Raw genomic sequence first — 14723 nt, 5'->3', positions numbered from 1 at the left:
CTACTTTCCGGGCTCCGATGCGGCGCGGTAGCCCGGATGGACGCCCGGGGTCAGCTCTCGGGCGTTGATCAGGCGGGTGAGCAGGCTCGCGAATTGTTCGTATTCCGTGTCGGAAAGTGCTGCGGTCGTTTCGGTTTCGTGGGCGAAGGCGACGGCGGCTATGCGGCCGAGGAGTTCGCTTGCCGCGGGGGTGAGGTGGAGTTCGTGGTTGCGGCGGTCGGTCGCGCTGCGGCGGCGTTCGATGAGGCCCTTGCTGTCGAGGGGGTCGATGAGGGCTACGACGCGGCTGGGGACGACGCCCAGTTCGGCCGCGAGTGAGCGCTGACTGCGGCCGGGTTGGGCGGCGATCATGCGGAGAATGCCGACTTCTGGTGGGGTGAGCCCGATTTCGGCGATGCGCTCGGTGAAACGCTGGGTGAGGTGTGCGCCGAGTTGGGCGAGTCCGAAGGCCACCGCGCGCATCGGGCGGTGCGGCTGTGCCCCGTCGAGATCCTCTTGCTCCGATTCGGCCACGGGGTTATCGTACACAGCAGATAATCGTTCACCATACAGAACGATTCACGTCTGAGAACGGAGTGCCGTGGCCATTCCAGCCGCATCCCACATCGATCGCCCGCCCACCGCCCCCGAACCGCCGCTCGGCATCCTCGCCGCCGCCGCTGCGGCCGTCTTCGTCGCCGGACTCGCCATCAGCACCATTCGCGCAGGTGGCAGCCCATTTCCATCACCCTTCGCGTCGGCGGCCGACGCCCTCGACTACTTCCGCGACCATGCCGCCGCAGTCCGCACCGGCGCGGTACTGCAATTCGCCAGCGCCATTCCCCTGACCCTGTTCGTCGCGGCGGTCACCGGCCGGTTGCGGCGCGTCTCCGAAGGTTTCGCCCCCGCGCTCGCCACCATCGGTGGCACCCTCGCAGCCGCGTTCATGTTCTGCTCGGGCGTGGTCAGCTGGGTTTTGACCGTTCCGGAGGTGACCGGTGACCCCGCGCTGGTCCGCGCCCTGCACACCCTCGCCTTCCTGTGCGGCGGACCCGCCAATGTAGTGGCGACCGGACTATTCATCGCCGGCATCGTGCTCAGCGTCCGCCCGCACCGCCAGCTCCCGCCGTGGTTGCTGACCGCAGGTCTGGTGATCGCCTTCATCGCCGTGTGGACCACCGCATCGCTGACCTTCACCACCGCCGCATTCCTGCTACCCATCGCCCGATTCACCGGTATGGCCTGGCTGATCGCGGTCGGTTTCCTGCTGGCCGCTCGAAAGAACCTGGGGGAGTGAGCATGTCCACCGAACTGGCCGTCAAATTGGCGCGATTCCAGCGTCCGGAATTGTCGTTGCCGTTTCTATATGGCATCGAAGACGCGCACATCGCGCCCCTCTTCGGCCTGCAACCCGACGAATATCGTTCTCTACGAGCGGATTTCGTCACTCAGGCGCGCGCCGCGGCAGCGGATCTGCTGACCGAGCCCGAGTTCGCGAACCTGGTCGATCGCCTGCCCTTCGCACCCGGCGCGCATGTGGTCGCGCTCGGCGAGAGCAGTACCGCCGATCGGTTGTCCTGGTTCGAAATCCTGCGTCATCTGCTCGAACTGCGCCGGCCGGGCGATGGCATCACCTGCACCAATCTGGCGGTGACGGGTGCGACCACCAGTCAGGTTTTGAAAGGCATCGCGGCGTTGGGTTTCCACCGTCCCGACTGGGTGCTGTGCCAACTCGGGGCCAATGACGCGCAGCGTCTCGGGCTCGACGGCCCGCGCGTGGTCAGCGCCGAGGAGACCGCGCGCAACCTGGATCTACTGCACGAGGAGGGCGTGCGACTCGGTGGCGCGCACTGGGTCTGGCTCACCCCGACCGATATGGACGAGCAGCTCATCGCCACGTTCCCGCCGTTCCGTCAGGCCGGGATCAGTTGGTGCGCAACCGATCACGAGGAGACGGCGCGGGCGCTGAGAGCGCGTCCCGAGCCGGTGATCGACACCCTCGCAGTCACCCGCCCCGGCGCGGGTCATCGGTTGTTCGAATCGGACGGGGTGCACCTCACCCCGGCGGGTCAGGTCGCGGTCACCCGGGCGGTGGTCGCCGGCCTCTGCTGAGGCGACGCTGGTGGCTGGTGCGTTCCCCTCCAACGCACCAGCCCCTGACGAGCACCGAAATGGGCAGGTAGGCACGCAGGTTCCAGGACCTGTAAAGCCTCATTTCGGGTCGTGAGAAAGTCAATGCGGGATTGTCGCACCAGGGGTGCGACTCGGGCCCATTTCCGGTGTGACGCTTACGACAAAGCAAGGTTGAGGTGAATGTCCAAGGGGCAGTTGGCGGTATTCGTGCGCTCGCGGCGGGACGCGCTCGGGGTGACGCAGGCGCAGTTGGCCACCACGACGGGCTGGTCGAAGTCCGCGATCGAGAAGGTGGAGGCGGGGTCGCTGGTGCCCAGCCTCGAGTTCGCGGGTGCGCTGTTCGACGCCTTGGGGATTCCGTACATGTACCGGGAGCGGATTATCGCCGCGCTCTATCCGGGAGCCCTGGATCGCATTCTGGGGCGGACGGCGGCCCTGCCGGATGCGGATGCGCTGGCGGATCTGGAGTATCTGCCGTATCCGGCCGCGTATCTGATGCTGCCCGAGGGTGACATCCTCGGCGGCAATGCCGCGTGGATCGAGGCGTTTCCCGAATCAGCCGCGAAGCCGAACCTTTTCACGTACCTGTTCACCGAGCCGTCCGCTCGGGAAGCACTGGTGGATTGGGAGCGATTGGCGCACGGCTTCACCTACGGCCTGCGCATGATGGGCCCGATCTCGCTGTCGGAGTCGAAGCTGGCGGAGATTGTCGATCGCTGCGGCGCACATCCGGACTTCGAGCGCATGTACGCCAGCGACCCACCGCTGCATGAGGCGCTGCAACCGGTCATCCGGGTCGCCGCCCCGGGCACCGGCGAGACCCGCGAGCTCTGCATCAAGATCGACAAGCCGCATCTGCCGCACAGCCCGTGGCTCACCTACCGCCTCGTCCCGGTCCGCGTCGCGGAGCCGGTCCGAGAAGGCAGGTGAATTCGGCGTTTACTTGCCGAGCAGGCCCTTGGCGATATGCGTGACCTGGATTTCATTGCTGCCCGCGTAGATCATCAGCGACTTGGCATCGCGGGCAAGCTGTTCCACCTTGTACTCGGCCATATACCCATTGCCGCCGAACAATTGGACGGCCTCCATGGCGACCTCGGTGGCGGCACGCGAGGAGTACAGCTTCATCGCGGACGCTTCGGCGAGCGAGACCGGCTGCCCCGCGGCGGTGCGCTCGACCGCGCTGAACACCATGTTCTGCACATTGATTCGCGCGATCTCCATCTCGGCCAGCTTGAGCTGGATGAGCTGGAACTGTCCGATCTCCTTGCCCCACAGCTTGCGTGACTTCGCGTACTCCACGCAGAGCCGGTGGCATTCGTTGATGATGCCCAGCGACACCGAGGCGATGCCGATCCGCTCGGCCGCGAAAGAGCTTTTGGCGCTTCCCTTTTCGTCGCCCTTGGTCGGATTCTCGGTCTCGCCGAGCAGCCGGTCCGGGGTAATGCGCACATTGTCGAAGAACAGCTCGCCGGTGGGGGAGGAGTTCATGCCCATCTTCTTGAACGCCGGGCTCTGCACGAATCCGGGCATGCCCTTGTCCAGGACGAAGGTGAGCACCTTGCGGTCGCGGCGGTCGGCGCCGTCCTCTTCATCGAGCTTGGCGTAGACGACGGTGACGTCCGCGTACGGGCCGTTGGTGATGAAGGTCTTGCGCCCGTTGAGGATGTAGTCCGCGCCGTCCCGCCGCACATACGACTTCATCCCGCCGAAAGCGTCCGACCCCGAATCGGGTTCGGTGATCGCCCACGCGCCGATCTTCTCCATGGTGACCAGCCCGGGCAGCCAGCGCTTCTTCTGCGCGAGCGTGCCGCGGCTGCGAATGGCGCCGGGGGTGAGCCCGAGGCTGACCCCCATCGATGTCACCAAACCGAGGCTGACTCCGGCGAGTTCGCTATTGAGGATCACGCCCATGCTGCCCGACCCGCTGTACCCGCCGCTCGACTTGCCGGAGGTCCCCGCCTCCTCGCGGGCGAGGGCCTTCTCCAGCCCTTCGGTCGCCATCTCGTCCAACCCGAAGGTCGAGTACAGCTTGCGAATAATGTCGAACGGCGGCAGCGCGCCACTCTCGAGCTGGTCGACGTGAGGCTTGATCTCCTTCTCGATGAACCCGCGCACAGCATCGCGGAACATCAGGTCTTCGTCGGACCACTGGTACATGTCGTGAACTCCCGAGGGATCGCCGGAACGGTCCCTCGAATATAGAACACGTTCTAAAAATTGCTCGACGGGTCAGCGGGCCAGGAAGCCCTTGTCGACCGGAATCTGCGCCCCGGTGATGACTCCGGAGCCCGCGCCCGCGAGCCAGACCACCACCTCCGAGATCTCCTCCGGCTCGACGAGACCTTCGGTCTTGAGCAGCGTCGGGGTGTAGCTGTAGACGTAGGCGGGGTACTCCTCGAACATCTTGTACATCGAGGTGTCGTTGCCCAGGGGTGTGTTGGTGCCGTAGGGGAGCAGGGTGTTGACCCGGATGCCGTATTCGCCGAGTTCGATGGCGAGGGATTTGGTCAGGCCGACCACGCCGTATTTGGTTGCGGCGTAATGGCCGCAGCCGGGCGGGGCCTTGACGCCCGCTGAGGAGCTGATGGTCATGATCGAGCCACCGTTTCCGGCTTCGATCATGGCGGGCACCGCCGCTTTGATGGTGTTCCAGACGCCGGTCAGGTTGACATCTACGGTTTCGGCGAACTGTTCCGCGGAGATCTCCCAGAGCCGGCCCCAGTTGCAGACTCCGGCATTGGCGACCACGATGTCGAGCCGGCCGAACTGGGCGATGGCCTCGGCCACCACACTCTGCTGACCCTCCAGGTCTCGCACATCGACCTGCTTGGTGAGGATATTGCCGCCGACGGCTTTGACCAGGCGCGCGGTTTCGGCGAGGTCCTCGGGCTCCGCCATCGGGTAGCCGCTGAATTCGGTATTCGTGCAGGCGTCGATGGCGACGATATCCGCTCCGGCCCGCGCCAATGCCAGGACGTGTGAGCGGCCCTGGCCGCGGGCCGCGCCGGTCACATAGGCGACCTTTCCGGTGAGGGGCTTGTCGGCGGGTGTTGTTTCGGTCATGCGATTGCCTCGATTTCCTGTCGATCCGTGTGCGGTGATGCGGGTGCGCTTTGTCGTCCGCTGCTGAATTGGTAGTCGCTGAAGGGCGAGTGCCGGCTGAACCACCAAGCGCCGCTTATGGTTTGCGGGCGGTAGTACAGGGCGTCACCCTGCGAGTTGACGAAATATGTGCGGAGTCCGGGATTGCAGTCGACGGTGTAGGTGCGAATGAGCTTCTCGTTGCGCCGCATTCGACGCACCCAGCGTTCGAAGGCCGCGGGCCGCACCGAGGCCACGGTGGCTTCGCGCCGGTTGGTTTCGGTAATGATGCGGACCGCGTGCCGGGCCGTCAGATCGATGAAGGTGTGCCAGGCGATCCCGACATAACCGTGCGGTCCGACCAGTGACCAGCGGTTCGGCAGACCCGGGTGCGCGCTGCCACCGTAACTGCGTAATCCGTTGCGCCGGTAGTCTTCTGCCAAATCCATGCCGTCCGCGCCGACAATCGTTCCGGTGCGATACGACTCGGGATCGGTGAACAGTTCGTAGCCGGTGGCCATGACGATCAGGTCGTACGGGCGTTCGGTCCCGTCCTCGGTGCGCATACCGCCGGCGGTGACGCGTTCGATGGGATCGGTGATCAGGGAGACCGTCGGCCGCCGCAGCGCCGGGAAGAAACCACTGCTGAGAATCGGGCGCTTCGCGAGAATCCCGTAGCCGGGTACCAGCGCCGCGCGGTCGGCCGGATCGGCCACCTGTTTACGTAGCAGCACCTCATACAGCGCCCGCCAAATCTTGTCGTACTGCGGCAGCACCGCCGCGAGTAGCGAACGCGGAAGTTTCGGTAGCACATTGCAAATCAGCTGTAACGGCAGCTCCATCATGGCCAGCGTCGCGCCGTTGATTCCCGCGATCACGCCGGGCAGCCCCAGCACCCGATGTGCTCGCTCGGAGAGCTTCATATCCGGTTTGGGCAGGATCCAGGCGGGTGTGCGCTGATAGATGTCGACGCGCTGCGCCTCGTCCGCGATGGCCGAAAGTATCTGCACCGAACTGGATCCCGTGCCGATCAGCGCGACACGTTTTCCGGCACAACTGTATTCGGGATCCCAGGCGTTCGGCCGTAGCATTGTGCCGGTGAACTCCGCGGTGCCGGGAATCTGATCGGTGGCCTTGGGATTGATGTACCCGCCGACCGCGTTGATGACGAAGCGAGCCGTAATCGGTTCCCGCCCAGCGATATCCAGCGTCCAGACCTGGTTCGCCGCATCCCAGACCTCGCGCTCCACCGCGCTGCCGCCACGGAAGTGGGCGTACAGCCCGAGTTGCTCGGCCACATCCTGGTTGTAGCGCTGAATTTCCGGCCCGTCGGGAAACAGCCTGGACCAGTCCGGCTTTCGGGCGAAGGGGAATTGATAGAAGAGTGTCGGAACATCGACGGCGAGTCCGGGATAGAAATTGTCCCGCCAGCTACCGCCGAAGTCGTCCGCGCGTTCCAAGATCACGAAATCGGTGATGCCCGCGCGCTGTAGATAGTGGGCGGCGGTTATTCCGCCGGGTCCGGCCCCGATGATGGCGACATCGAAATAGTCTCTTGCCATCCGTTATTCATCCTTCCAGTGACTAGCGCGGGGCAAGTCCATTGATCAATAGATCAGCGGTATGCCGCGCCATATCGTCCGCATTGTCGAAGCCGAGCACGACGGACGGGAGTATTTCCAAGCTGAGTAGGACGCGCACGATCCAGTCGCCCGCGTGCATCGGGTTCATTCCACCGTCGACCTCGCCGCGTTCCTGTGCGGCGCTGACCAGCGGAGACCAGAATCCGGCCCAGCGGTAGACGAGGTTCTCGCCGTAGTGCTCCAGGAGAATCGCGATGACGCTCTCGGTGCGCAAGGGCGGCGCGAATACCTGCGGAGTGTTCATGTGCTCGTAGATCAGGCTGACGGCAGCGCAGACCTGTTCGCGCAGCGTGGTTTTCGGGACGACAACGGTCGCCAGTCCTTCGATGAAGGCATCGCAGATGAATGCCAGGCCCGCGTTCAGCGCGGTTTCCTTATCGCCGAAGCAGTTGTAGACCGTGCCGCGGGAAACGCCGGCGGCCTTTGCCACATCGGTTAATCGGAAACCGCGAACGCCGAATCGTTGAACACACTCGGCAGCTCCGGCAACCAATTCCCGGGGGTAATCCTCGGTTGCCGGACGCCGCACCGCGTTGTTCATGTTGAACAGATTACGTCAAAGTGTTCAAAGCGGTCAATGCCCAATCCTCGATCGGGAGCGAATTATTCGCTATGGCAAAGAGATTCGATCTTTACCCAGTCGACGGCAGAATTCTGGTGGAATTACCACATCATCGGGAGTCAGTTCACGTACACTGCCCCGGCCCAGCCCGCGCAGCGCCGAATCGATTCCGCCGCTGAGGATATCGAGCACATTCTCCACCCCCGGCTGTCCCGCACTGGCCAGACCCCACAGGTACGCCCGGCCGATCATGACCGCGCGCGCCCCGAGCGCGAGCGCCTTCACCACATCGCTGCCGCGCCGGACGCCACCATCGAGGAGTACCTCGATCTGATCGCCCACCGCCTCGGCGACCGCGGGCAGCGCACGAATCGAAGCGGGTGTGCTGTCGAGATTATTGCCGCCGTGATTGGAGACCGACAGCGCCGTCGCACCGGTGTCGATCGCGCGTTTGGCATCATCCACTCGCACAATGCCTTTGAGCATGACCGGCCCGGACCACTGCCCCACCAGCCAGCGAATATCGTCCCAGGTGGGCGGGGCGGTCTGCATCCACTCGCCGTAGGCTTCGAAGAACGTCGGCGCGGGTTGGCCGGGGACACCCATATTGGGGACCGTGAGGTCGGGAATCCGCCCGGATCTCACGAACCTGGCGAGCCAGCGCGGATGCGTAATCGCCTGCGGCCCATACTGAATGAGCGCCTTGAGATCGACCCGCTCCGGAATCGCCGGACTGCCCCAATCGCGGCCGTGGCTGAATGACCAATCCAGGGTGATGATGAGCCCGACGACCCCGGCGGCACGAGCGCGTTCCATGCGTTGCAGCAGTTGATCCTTGTCGCCGGACCAGTAGATCTGCAGCAGCGTACGGGGATTCGCGGCGACGACCTCCTCTACCGGCTTGCCCGCGAACGAACTCAGCCCCACCAGGGTGTCGCGGGCGGCGGCCGCTCGGGCCACGGCTACCTCACCGTCGGGGTGAATCGCCTGCGCGCCGACCGGAGAGATAATGACCGGCAGGGAGATTCGCTGCCCCATGACGGTGGTCGACAGATCCCGCTCGGCGGTCTGCCCGATCAGATGCGGTGCGAAGCCCAGCTCGCCGAATGCGGAGACATTGTCCCGCAACGTGATTCCGGCTTCGGAGCCCGCGATCAAAGCGCCGTACACCGATTTCGGCAATCGGCGTTCGGCGCGGCGTTGCGCCTCCGCCACTGTCTCGAACCAGGGGTTGGCCATCAGGTGAGTCCTTCCGAGGTCGACCGTTCGTCGGTCGACGGTGTCGCATTCTGTTGCGTCGCGGTCGATTGTGTTGTGGCCCCGCTGATTCGGCGTGGCTTGCGAGTAAGAATCGGAGTAATGGGCACCAGGGTGCGGTGTCGCAGGCAGCTCGCCCAGACGCCCGCGCCGTAGGCGGTGTGATCGGCGAACTGGCCGAGGGTGAACCGAATCGGGTCCAGCCTCGGACGGGTATCGAGATAGGTGGTCACCGGTGTGCCGAGCAGCAGTGACGCCGCGGCGGCGCGGCGGAATCGGCGACGAGCGGGTTTCGGGTCACGCACGGTGAGCAGTGCGGCCAGGACCGGGCCGGTGAACTGAATCATGAAGCGCCCCAGCCCGAGCCAGGTCTGGAATAGACCGACTCCGGTGGTCCTGGTCGCTTCTTCGACCGGCAATCCGATCCGCCGCAGTGTCCTGCGCGTCGCCAGCACCGAGAGTCCGAAAGCCAGTGCGGTCGGCACGGCTCGTCCGGACAGGGCGGCGAGCACGGTAGCGGCATGCCAAGGATGCACGACCAGCGGTGTCACCGAAGTCGGATGCCGTTGTGCCAGTGGCGCTGCCGAGGTGCCGTAGTGGAATCGCCTGGCCAGCAGTTCGGTCCAGCGCTCGGGTTCCCGGTGATACACCTGTGCGGCGGGCTCATAGCGGACGCGCAGGCCCGCTTCGTGTAGTCGCCAGATCAGGTCGACATCCTCGCCGTAGCGCAGGTCCTCGTCGAAGACGCCTATGTCGCGCAAGGCATCTCGTCGCACCACCAATGCCGCGCTCGGCACATAGGCGATACGCGTCCCCGGCACGACCCGCCCCTCGTGCGCCCCCATATCCAGGCTGCCCGCGACCTCGCCGTAGCGTCCGGCCGAGGTCGTCGCCCGCAGGGTGAGGATGCGCGGGGCGACCGCTGCCACCAGCGGATCCGCGAAGTGCGGGATGAGCTCCTCGAACCAGCCCGTGGTGGGAATGCAATCGCTGTCGATGAAGGCGACCAGTTCGGTATCGACCTTCGACAAACCGGTATTGCGGGCCGCGGCGGGACCACCGCAGTCCGGACGGCGCACCAGGGTGGCCGAGTACGTGAGAGCTATGTTCGCGAAGACTTCCGGATCATCGGAGCCGTCATCCACCACCACAACCGGATGGGCCGCACCGAGCGCCGCCAAGCATTGCCGCAGTGGTTCCGCACGGTCCTTCACCGGAATGACCACCGTGACGGAGTAGCCCATGCCCGATAAGGGTGGGCGTGGATGCGCCAATCCGCCGTCGGTGAGACGCCTGGCCAGCGCCGCCCCGGCAGCGGAACGCACCGGTCCGGTACGCAATTCGTCCAGGGCTCGGCGTCCGCTCGGGGAGAGTCGCAGCACCCTGGCAGGTGATCCGCCCCGCAGGCTGCCGTCCTCGGCCACCACGGTCCCCGAATCCAGCACGATATGAAAGCCCTGCGGCAGTCCGGTACTCATAACGCCAGTCCACCATCTACGGGTACTACCGCGCCGGTGATTCCACCAGCCGCCGGCGAGGCCAGAAACGCCAGCGCGGCCGCGACCTCCCCGGGATCCAGCAATCGCCCAACCGGCTGTTGCGCCGCGAAGGCGGTAGGCCCGGCCAGGTCGTAGAGCCGGGCGCTCTCGGCGAGAATCGGGGTATCGGTCGACCCCGGACTGACCGCGTTGGCGGTGATCCCGGTGCCGCCGAGTTCCACGGCCAGCGCCCGAATCAGACCTGCCACACCGGCTTTGGCGGCACAGTAGGCGGCGAGCATGGGCAGACCTCGGGTCGCCGCGGCGGAGGCAACGGCCAGGAATCGCCCCGAACGAGGTTCGGGCTGTGCCAGCAGCGCCGGAATCACGGCGCGTGCAAGGGAGATCACGCCCCCGAGATTGATATCGAGCACCGCCCGCTGCTGAGCCTCCGGCATCTCCCAGAGTGGCACCCCACCGGCGATGACACCGGCGCAGGCGATCCCGGCATCGACCCGCCCCCAGCGCCGCTGCGCCGCGGCCACGGCCGCCTCGATCGCCCCGGGATCCCGAACATCGGTGTGGCAGGCGTGAATTCGGTCCGGTGTTCCGGTGAGCGCGCGGCCCTCGGCAACCACCTCGGCCAGCTCGGCCGCCGTCGCCATGGGGTAGGGCAGGTCTGGATCGTCGGCCGCCCGATCGATGGCCAGCACCGACCAGCCATCGGCGAGCAGCGCCCGGACGGTCGCCGCGCCGATGCCCCGCCCGGCTCCGGTTACGACCGCGACCGGCGTACCGATCGCGGGGCCGCGGCCCCCTCCCGCACTGGTCGGTACGGCTACCGGCGTTCCAAGGCTGGATTCACTACCGGTCGTGCCTATTTCCGGGGTGCTCATATTTTGGCACCCCGTTCCATACCCTGCGCGGCCGCCGACGGTGTGCTCATGGCCGAGCCGATGTGAGCCAGGCCGTGACGTCGTCCAGCAATGCGGCGGTGAGGGTTTCGAGTAGCCGCTGTCCGGCTTCGGGATTCGCGCCGGTCGGGTCGCCGAGGATGCCGGTCTCGGTGACGGCCCGCAGCCCGCCCGCGCGGAGCATCGGCATGATCTCGGCGAGTGGCCGGGAATCGCCGGGCACCGCGCGATCCATGCGCACATGTTCGGGTGTGAGCGCCAGCATCATCGAGGTCTCCGGGTGCCCAGCATGCGGTTCGCCTTCCCAACGCGGACAGTGCAATCGCACATCCCGCGATTCGGAGCGCAGCAGCCGGACGGCCCTGGTGACGGGTTCGTGATTACCGCCGTGCGCGGACACCAGCAGCACCCGGTCGAAGGTGTCGAAGGCCGAGCGGCACAGCTCCACAATGAGCAGTTCCATTGCCGCCTGCCCGATCGAGAGCGTGCCCGGAAATCCCGCGTGCTCGCCCGCCGAGCCGTAGGCAATGGCCGGCGCGACAAGCACATCGTCGCGAGTCGCGCGGAGCCGTTCGCACAGTGCCACAGCGATATCGGTATCCGTCGACATCGGCAGATGCGGCCCGTGCTGCTCGGTCGATCCCACCGGAATGGCCAGCACCGCATCGGACCGCAGCCCGATCTCCGGCGAGGTCAGCTCGGCGAGCCGAGCCATCATCGACCGCTGGACCGCGCGGCGGGTGTGAATCCGGCCAGTGGACTCTCATCGCAGGCGCGATCCGGGACGGACTGTGCGGGCGGCCCCCAACCCAGTTGCACCGGAACGCTTTTCCGCCCGCGATGCGAGTGATCCAAGGACGGCTTGGGCCGATCCTCGAGGGTCGGCATACCCAGCGCCGTAGCTCCGAAACCCTTGACGCACTCCGGATCCGGGCCATCCAGTGGCAGCCCGGTGAAGAACTTCGCCGCCATACATCCACCCCGGCACGCGTCGAACGCCGAGCACGAGGTGCACGCGCCACCGGTCTGCGGCCCGCGCAGCTCGGTGAACAGATCCGAACTCCGCCAAACCTTTTCGAATCCGCCCGCGCCGAGCACATTGCCGGCCAGGAAGTTCTCGTGGATGGCGAACGGGCAGGCGTAGACGTCACCTACCGGATCGATCAGGCAGACCACGCGGCCCGCACCGCACAGATTCAACCCGGGCAGCGATTCGCCGTACCCCGCGAGATGAAAGAACGAGTCACCGGTCAAGACCTGTTCGCCGTGCGCGAGCAGCCAGTCGTAGAGTTCGCGCTGCTGTTCGGCGGTCGGATGCAATTCGTCCCACACATCCGCGCCGCGTCCGGACGGGCGCAGCCGCGTGATTCGCAATTGGGCGTCGAACCGATCGGCGATCGCCTTGAACGCATCGAGTTGCCCGACATTCTGCCTGGTCATCACCACTGAGATCTTGAAGTCGCGGAATCCGGCATCGGCCAGATTCCGCATGGCCCGCAGCGCCGTGGCATAAGACCCCGGCCCGCGGACCGCGTCATTGATCTCGGCGGTCGCGCCGTCGAGCGAGATCTGCACATCGACGTAATCGCTGCCCGCCAGCCGCTGCGCCACCTCCGGCGTGATCTTGATGCCATTGGTGGAGAACTTGACCCCCACATGATGTGCCGTGGCGTAGTCGACCAGCTCCCAGAAGTCCTGTCGCACAGTGGGTTCCCCGCCACCGATATTGACGTAGAACACCTGCATGCGCTCGAGCTCGTCGATGACGGCCTTGCACTGCGCGGTGGTCAGTTCGCGCGGATCCCGTCGTCCCGAACTCGAAAGGCAGTGCACGCAGGAAAGATTGCAGGCGTAGGTCAGTTCCCAGGTGAGGCAGATGGGAGCGTTCAGGCCGAATTGGAATTGATCGACGAGCGATCCGGTGCGGTCCGCAGCCAAGGTCATTGCTGTCGGCCTTTCGTTAGCGTGGGCAGATCATCGTCGAATCGGCGAGCGTGGCAAGGGCTTTGGCATAAGTGCGGAGCTGACCGTCGGACACTCCGGCGGCGTGGCAGGCGGCGCGGGCGCTGGGGTGGCTACCGAGCCCGTCCACGACCTGGAGCAAAGTCGGACTCTTCAGGAACGACAGCCGCCGGGTGCCGAAGTGATACAGCAGCGCCCCGAATCGCTCCGGCCGAATCGACACCTTCGGATGTAATCCCCACGCGCCGTCCAGGTCGAAGCCCGCCGCCGCAGCCTCAGTAGACACCGCACATGCCATCGATCGAAACCTCTTCCACCAGGACGTCTTCGGCAATGAGGTCCTCGGTGGACTGGTCGGCGGGAGCTTTTCCGTGGGTGGATGCGTCGTTCATGCGAACTCCTCCGAGCGCTATGCGATTTTCGTCACTGTGTGACAGATCTGGTTTCGGAGATTAACGGCACCCTGTGACAGAATCAATAGCCCCGCCGAAATTGAGGACCCCACCGTGACTCTCGACGAGCAGGACCGCGATCGAACACGCCGCGGCAGACCGCCGGGAACGAGCGCGCGCGCCGTGGAGTTGATCGCCCTGCGGCTCTTCACCGAACAGGGCTTCGAAGAGACCACCGTCGAACAGATCGCCGCGGAGGCGGGCGTCAGCCGCCGCACCTTCTTCCGCTACTTCGACTCCAAAGCCGCCGTGCTCTGGTATCAGTTCGACAGCGAAATCGCCCGGCTGCGAAGGGAATTCGCCGAAATCCCGGACGATATTCCACTCATGGACGCGATCCGTCGAGTGGTCGTGGCCGTCAATGTGTACCGCGCGGAGGATGCCCCCGAACTACGCGCGCGGATGAATCTGGTCGGCTCGGTCCCCGCCGTCCAGGCCAGTGCCGCCCCGCACTATGACGCCTGGGAACGCACCGTCGCCGAATTCGCCGCCCGCCGTCTCGGTCAACCCGCGGACGACCTCTACCCGCTGGCCATCGGCCGCGCCACCCTCGCGGTCTGCCGCGCGGCCTTCGACCGCTGGGTCATCGGCGCGGACAGTGATCTCACCGTCTACCTGGATCTGGCGATCCGCGCCCTGGGCGACGGCTTCTCGATGCCGTCGCCCACCCCCGCCCGCAACTGACCTGCGGCCCGTTGCTTCGGGCGGGGTTCACCCGTCTCAGTGCTCGTGGTCGTCGTCGCCGTGCGGATGTCCGTGCAACAGCTCTTCTTCGGTGGCATCGCGCAGATCGACGACCTTCACCTTGAAGTGCAGGCGCACGCCGGCCAGCGGATGGTTGGCGTCGATGGTCACCTCATCGCCGTCGATGGCCCGCACCACTACGATCTGCGATTCCCCGTCCGGCGCCTCGGCCTCGAACTCCATGCCGACCTCGAGCTCGTCGACACCCTCGAACATCTCGCGATCCACATTGCTGATCAGCTCGGCCTCGTAGTCGCCGTAGCCGTCCGCCGGCTCGATGACGACATCCAGCTCATCGCCGGTGCCCTTACCTTCCAGCGCCTGCTCCAGCCCGGGCACGATGTTGTCCGCGCCGTGCAGGTAGATCAACGGCTCTTCGCCGACGGAAGTATCGAGCACCTCACCGTCGTCGTCGGTCAAGGTGTACTCGATGGAGACAACCTTGTCAGCGGCAATCGACATGGTGGTGACCCTTTCGCAGAGGAATACGGAACGAGTCAATCTATCCGAGGCGC

The 14723-nt window shown here is 65.7% G+C and carries 17 protein-coding genes; 4 read left to right on the top strand and 13 right to left on the bottom strand.

The features are described 5' to 3' along the window. Window positions 1-513 (bottom strand): MarR family winged helix-turn-helix transcriptional regulator, encoded by a 513-nt coding sequence (locus tag GFY24_RS04585; protein ID WP_309230455.1) that lies wholly within the window; start codon window positions 511-513, stop codon window positions 1-3. A gap of 67 nt (window positions 514-580) precedes the next feature. On the opposite strand from GFY24_RS04585, the gene GFY24_RS04580 reads away from it, so the two are divergent. From GFY24_RS04580 to GFY24_RS04570, 3 genes are all read left to right on the top strand, one after another. After that, complete coding sequence (locus GFY24_RS04580; protein ID WP_153803726.1) at window positions 581-1276, top strand: hypothetical protein; 696 nt, start codon at window positions 581-583, stop codon at window positions 1274-1276. Window positions 1277-1278: 2 nt separating this feature from the next. Continuing rightward, window positions 1279-2091: an SGNH/GDSL hydrolase family protein gene (locus GFY24_RS04575; protein ID WP_153803725.1), complete on the top strand. Its 813-nt coding sequence runs from the start codon at window positions 1279-1281 to the stop codon at window positions 2089-2091. A gap of 201 nt (window positions 2092-2292) precedes the next feature. Further along, complete coding sequence (locus GFY24_RS04570) at window positions 2293-3042, top strand: helix-turn-helix domain-containing protein (RefSeq protein ID WP_153803724.1); 750 nt, start codon at window positions 2293-2295, stop codon at window positions 3040-3042. A gap of 9 nt (window positions 3043-3051) precedes the next feature. Here the strand turns inward: GFY24_RS04570 and GFY24_RS04565 are convergent, their stop codons facing one another. The 11 genes from GFY24_RS04565 to mftA form a co-directional block, all read right to left on the bottom strand. Further along, window positions 3052-4272 carry an acyl-CoA dehydrogenase family protein gene (locus tag GFY24_RS04565; protein ID WP_153803723.1) on the bottom strand — a complete coding sequence of 407 codons (1221 nt, stop codon included), beginning with the start codon at window positions 4270-4272 and terminating at the stop codon, window positions 3052-3054. A gap of 72 nt (window positions 4273-4344) precedes the next feature. Continuing rightward, a complete protein-coding gene (locus GFY24_RS04560; RefSeq protein ID WP_153803722.1) occupies window positions 4345-5178 on the bottom strand; it encodes a mycofactocin-coupled SDR family oxidoreductase in 834 nt (277 codons plus the stop codon). After that, a complete protein-coding gene (locus GFY24_RS04555; RefSeq protein WP_153803721.1) occupies window positions 5175-6758 on the bottom strand; it encodes an NAD(P)/FAD-dependent oxidoreductase in 1584 nt (527 codons plus the stop codon). The genes GFY24_RS04560 and GFY24_RS04555 overlap by 4 nt, the downstream gene beginning before the upstream one ends. Window positions 6759-6780: 22 nt before the next feature. Then, window positions 6781-7380, bottom strand: a complete 600-nt coding sequence (locus GFY24_RS04550) for a TetR/AcrR family transcriptional regulator (RefSeq protein WP_153803720.1) — start codon at window positions 7378-7380, stop codon at window positions 6781-6783. Window positions 7381-7449: 69 nt separating this feature from the next. Beyond that, window positions 7450-8640 (bottom strand): pre-mycofactocin synthase MftD, encoded by a 1191-nt coding sequence (gene mftD / locus GFY24_RS04545; protein WP_153803719.1) that lies wholly within the window; start codon window positions 8638-8640, stop codon window positions 7450-7452. Beyond that, a complete protein-coding gene (gene mftF, locus GFY24_RS04540; RefSeq protein ID WP_153803718.1) occupies window positions 8640-10136 on the bottom strand; it encodes a mycofactocin biosynthesis glycosyltransferase MftF in 1497 nt (498 codons plus the stop codon). The genes mftD and mftF overlap by 1 nt, the downstream gene beginning before the upstream one ends. Beyond that, complete coding sequence (locus GFY24_RS04535) at window positions 10133-11032, bottom strand: mycofactocin-coupled SDR family oxidoreductase (protein WP_153803717.1); 900 nt, start codon at window positions 11030-11032, stop codon at window positions 10133-10135. The genes mftF and GFY24_RS04535 overlap by 4 nt, the downstream gene beginning before the upstream one ends. Before the next feature lie 46 nt (window positions 11033-11078). After that, window positions 11079-11768, bottom strand: coding sequence for a mycofactocin biosynthesis peptidyl-dipeptidase MftE (gene mftE, locus GFY24_RS04530; protein ID WP_309230454.1), 690 nt, complete (start codon window positions 11766-11768; stop codon window positions 11079-11081). Beyond that, window positions 11765-12994, bottom strand: a complete 1230-nt coding sequence (gene mftC / locus GFY24_RS04525; protein WP_153803716.1) for a mycofactocin radical SAM maturase — start codon at window positions 12992-12994, stop codon at window positions 11765-11767. Before mftC ends, mftE begins: the two co-directional genes overlap by 4 nt. Before the next feature lie 16 nt (window positions 12995-13010). After that, a complete protein-coding gene (mftB, locus tag GFY24_RS04520) occupies window positions 13011-13310 on the bottom strand; it encodes a mycofactocin biosynthesis chaperone MftB (RefSeq protein ID WP_153803715.1) in 300 nt (99 codons plus the stop codon). Beyond that, window positions 13288-13404: a mycofactocin precursor MftA gene (gene mftA / locus GFY24_RS04515; RefSeq protein ID WP_153803714.1), complete on the bottom strand. Its 117-nt coding sequence runs from the start codon at window positions 13402-13404 to the stop codon at window positions 13288-13290. Before mftA ends, mftB begins: the two co-directional genes overlap by 23 nt. 114 nt (window positions 13405-13518) lie before the next feature. Between mftA and mftR the strand changes: the two genes are divergently transcribed. Then, complete coding sequence (gene mftR, locus GFY24_RS04510; protein WP_309230453.1) at window positions 13519-14148, top strand: mycofactocin system transcriptional regulator; 630 nt, start codon at window positions 13519-13521, stop codon at window positions 14146-14148. A 36-nt stretch (window positions 14149-14184) separates the two neighbouring features. On the opposite strand, the gene GFY24_RS04505 is transcribed toward mftR, so the two are convergent. After that, window positions 14185-14670 (bottom strand): peptidylprolyl isomerase, encoded by a 486-nt coding sequence (locus GFY24_RS04505; RefSeq protein WP_153803713.1) that lies wholly within the window; start codon window positions 14668-14670, stop codon window positions 14185-14187. Between the last annotated feature and the right edge of the window lie 53 nt (window positions 14671-14723).

This window comes from Nocardia sp. SYP-A9097, assembly GCF_009649815.1.
Lineage (GTDB): Bacteria > Actinomycetota > Actinomycetes > Mycobacteriales > Mycobacteriaceae > Nocardia.
Note: the sequence above shows the minus strand (reverse complement) of the source record. Positions and strands in the feature narration are given on the sequence as shown.

Excerpts from the sequence above, each read along its gene's own strand:
- GFY24_RS04565 (WP_153803723.1), bottom strand. The coding sequence starts at position 4,272 with ATGTACCAGTGGTCCGACGAAGACCTGATGTTCCGCGATGCTGTGCGC.
- mftC (WP_153803716.1), bottom strand. The coding sequence starts at position 12,994 with ATGACCTTGGCTGCGGACCGCACCGGATCGCTCGTCGATCAATTCCAA.
- GFY24_RS04560 (WP_153803722.1), bottom strand. The coding sequence starts at position 5,178 with ATGACCGAAACAACACCCGCCGACAAGCCCCTCACCGGAAAGGTCGCC.
- GFY24_RS04575 (WP_153803725.1), top strand. The coding sequence starts at position 1,279 with ATGTCCACCGAACTGGCCGTCAAATTGGCGCGATTCCAGCGTCCGGAA.
- mftA (WP_153803714.1), bottom strand. The coding sequence starts at position 13,404 with ATGAACGACGCATCCACCCACGGAAAAGCTCCCGCCGACCAGTCCACC.
- mftB (WP_153803715.1), bottom strand. The coding sequence starts at position 13,310 with ATGGCATGTGCGGTGTCTACTGAGGCTGCGGCGGCGGGCTTCGACCTG.
- mftF (WP_153803718.1), bottom strand. The coding sequence starts at position 10,136 with ATGAGTACCGGACTGCCGCAGGGCTTTCATATCGTGCTGGATTCGGGG.
- GFY24_RS04550 (WP_153803720.1), bottom strand. The coding sequence starts at position 7,380 with ATGAACAACGCGGTGCGGCGTCCGGCAACCGAGGATTACCCCCGGGAA.
- GFY24_RS04555 (WP_153803721.1), bottom strand. The coding sequence starts at position 6,758 with ATGGCAAGAGACTATTTCGATGTCGCCATCATCGGGGCCGGACCCGGC.
- GFY24_RS04535 (WP_153803717.1), bottom strand. The coding sequence starts at position 11,032 with ATGAGCACCCCGGAAATAGGCACGACCGGTAGTGAATCCAGCCTTGGA.
- mftE (WP_309230454.1), bottom strand. The coding sequence starts at position 11,768 with ATGATGGCTCGGCTCGCCGAGCTGACCTCGCCGGAGATCGGGCTGCGG.
- GFY24_RS04505 (WP_153803713.1), bottom strand. The coding sequence starts at position 14,670 with ATGTCGATTGCCGCTGACAAGGTTGTCTCCATCGAGTACACCTTGACC.
- GFY24_RS04570 (WP_153803724.1), top strand. The coding sequence starts at position 2,293 with ATGTCCAAGGGGCAGTTGGCGGTATTCGTGCGCTCGCGGCGGGACGCG.
- mftD (WP_153803719.1), bottom strand. The coding sequence starts at position 8,640 with ATGGCCAACCCCTGGTTCGAGACAGTGGCGGAGGCGCAACGCCGCGCC.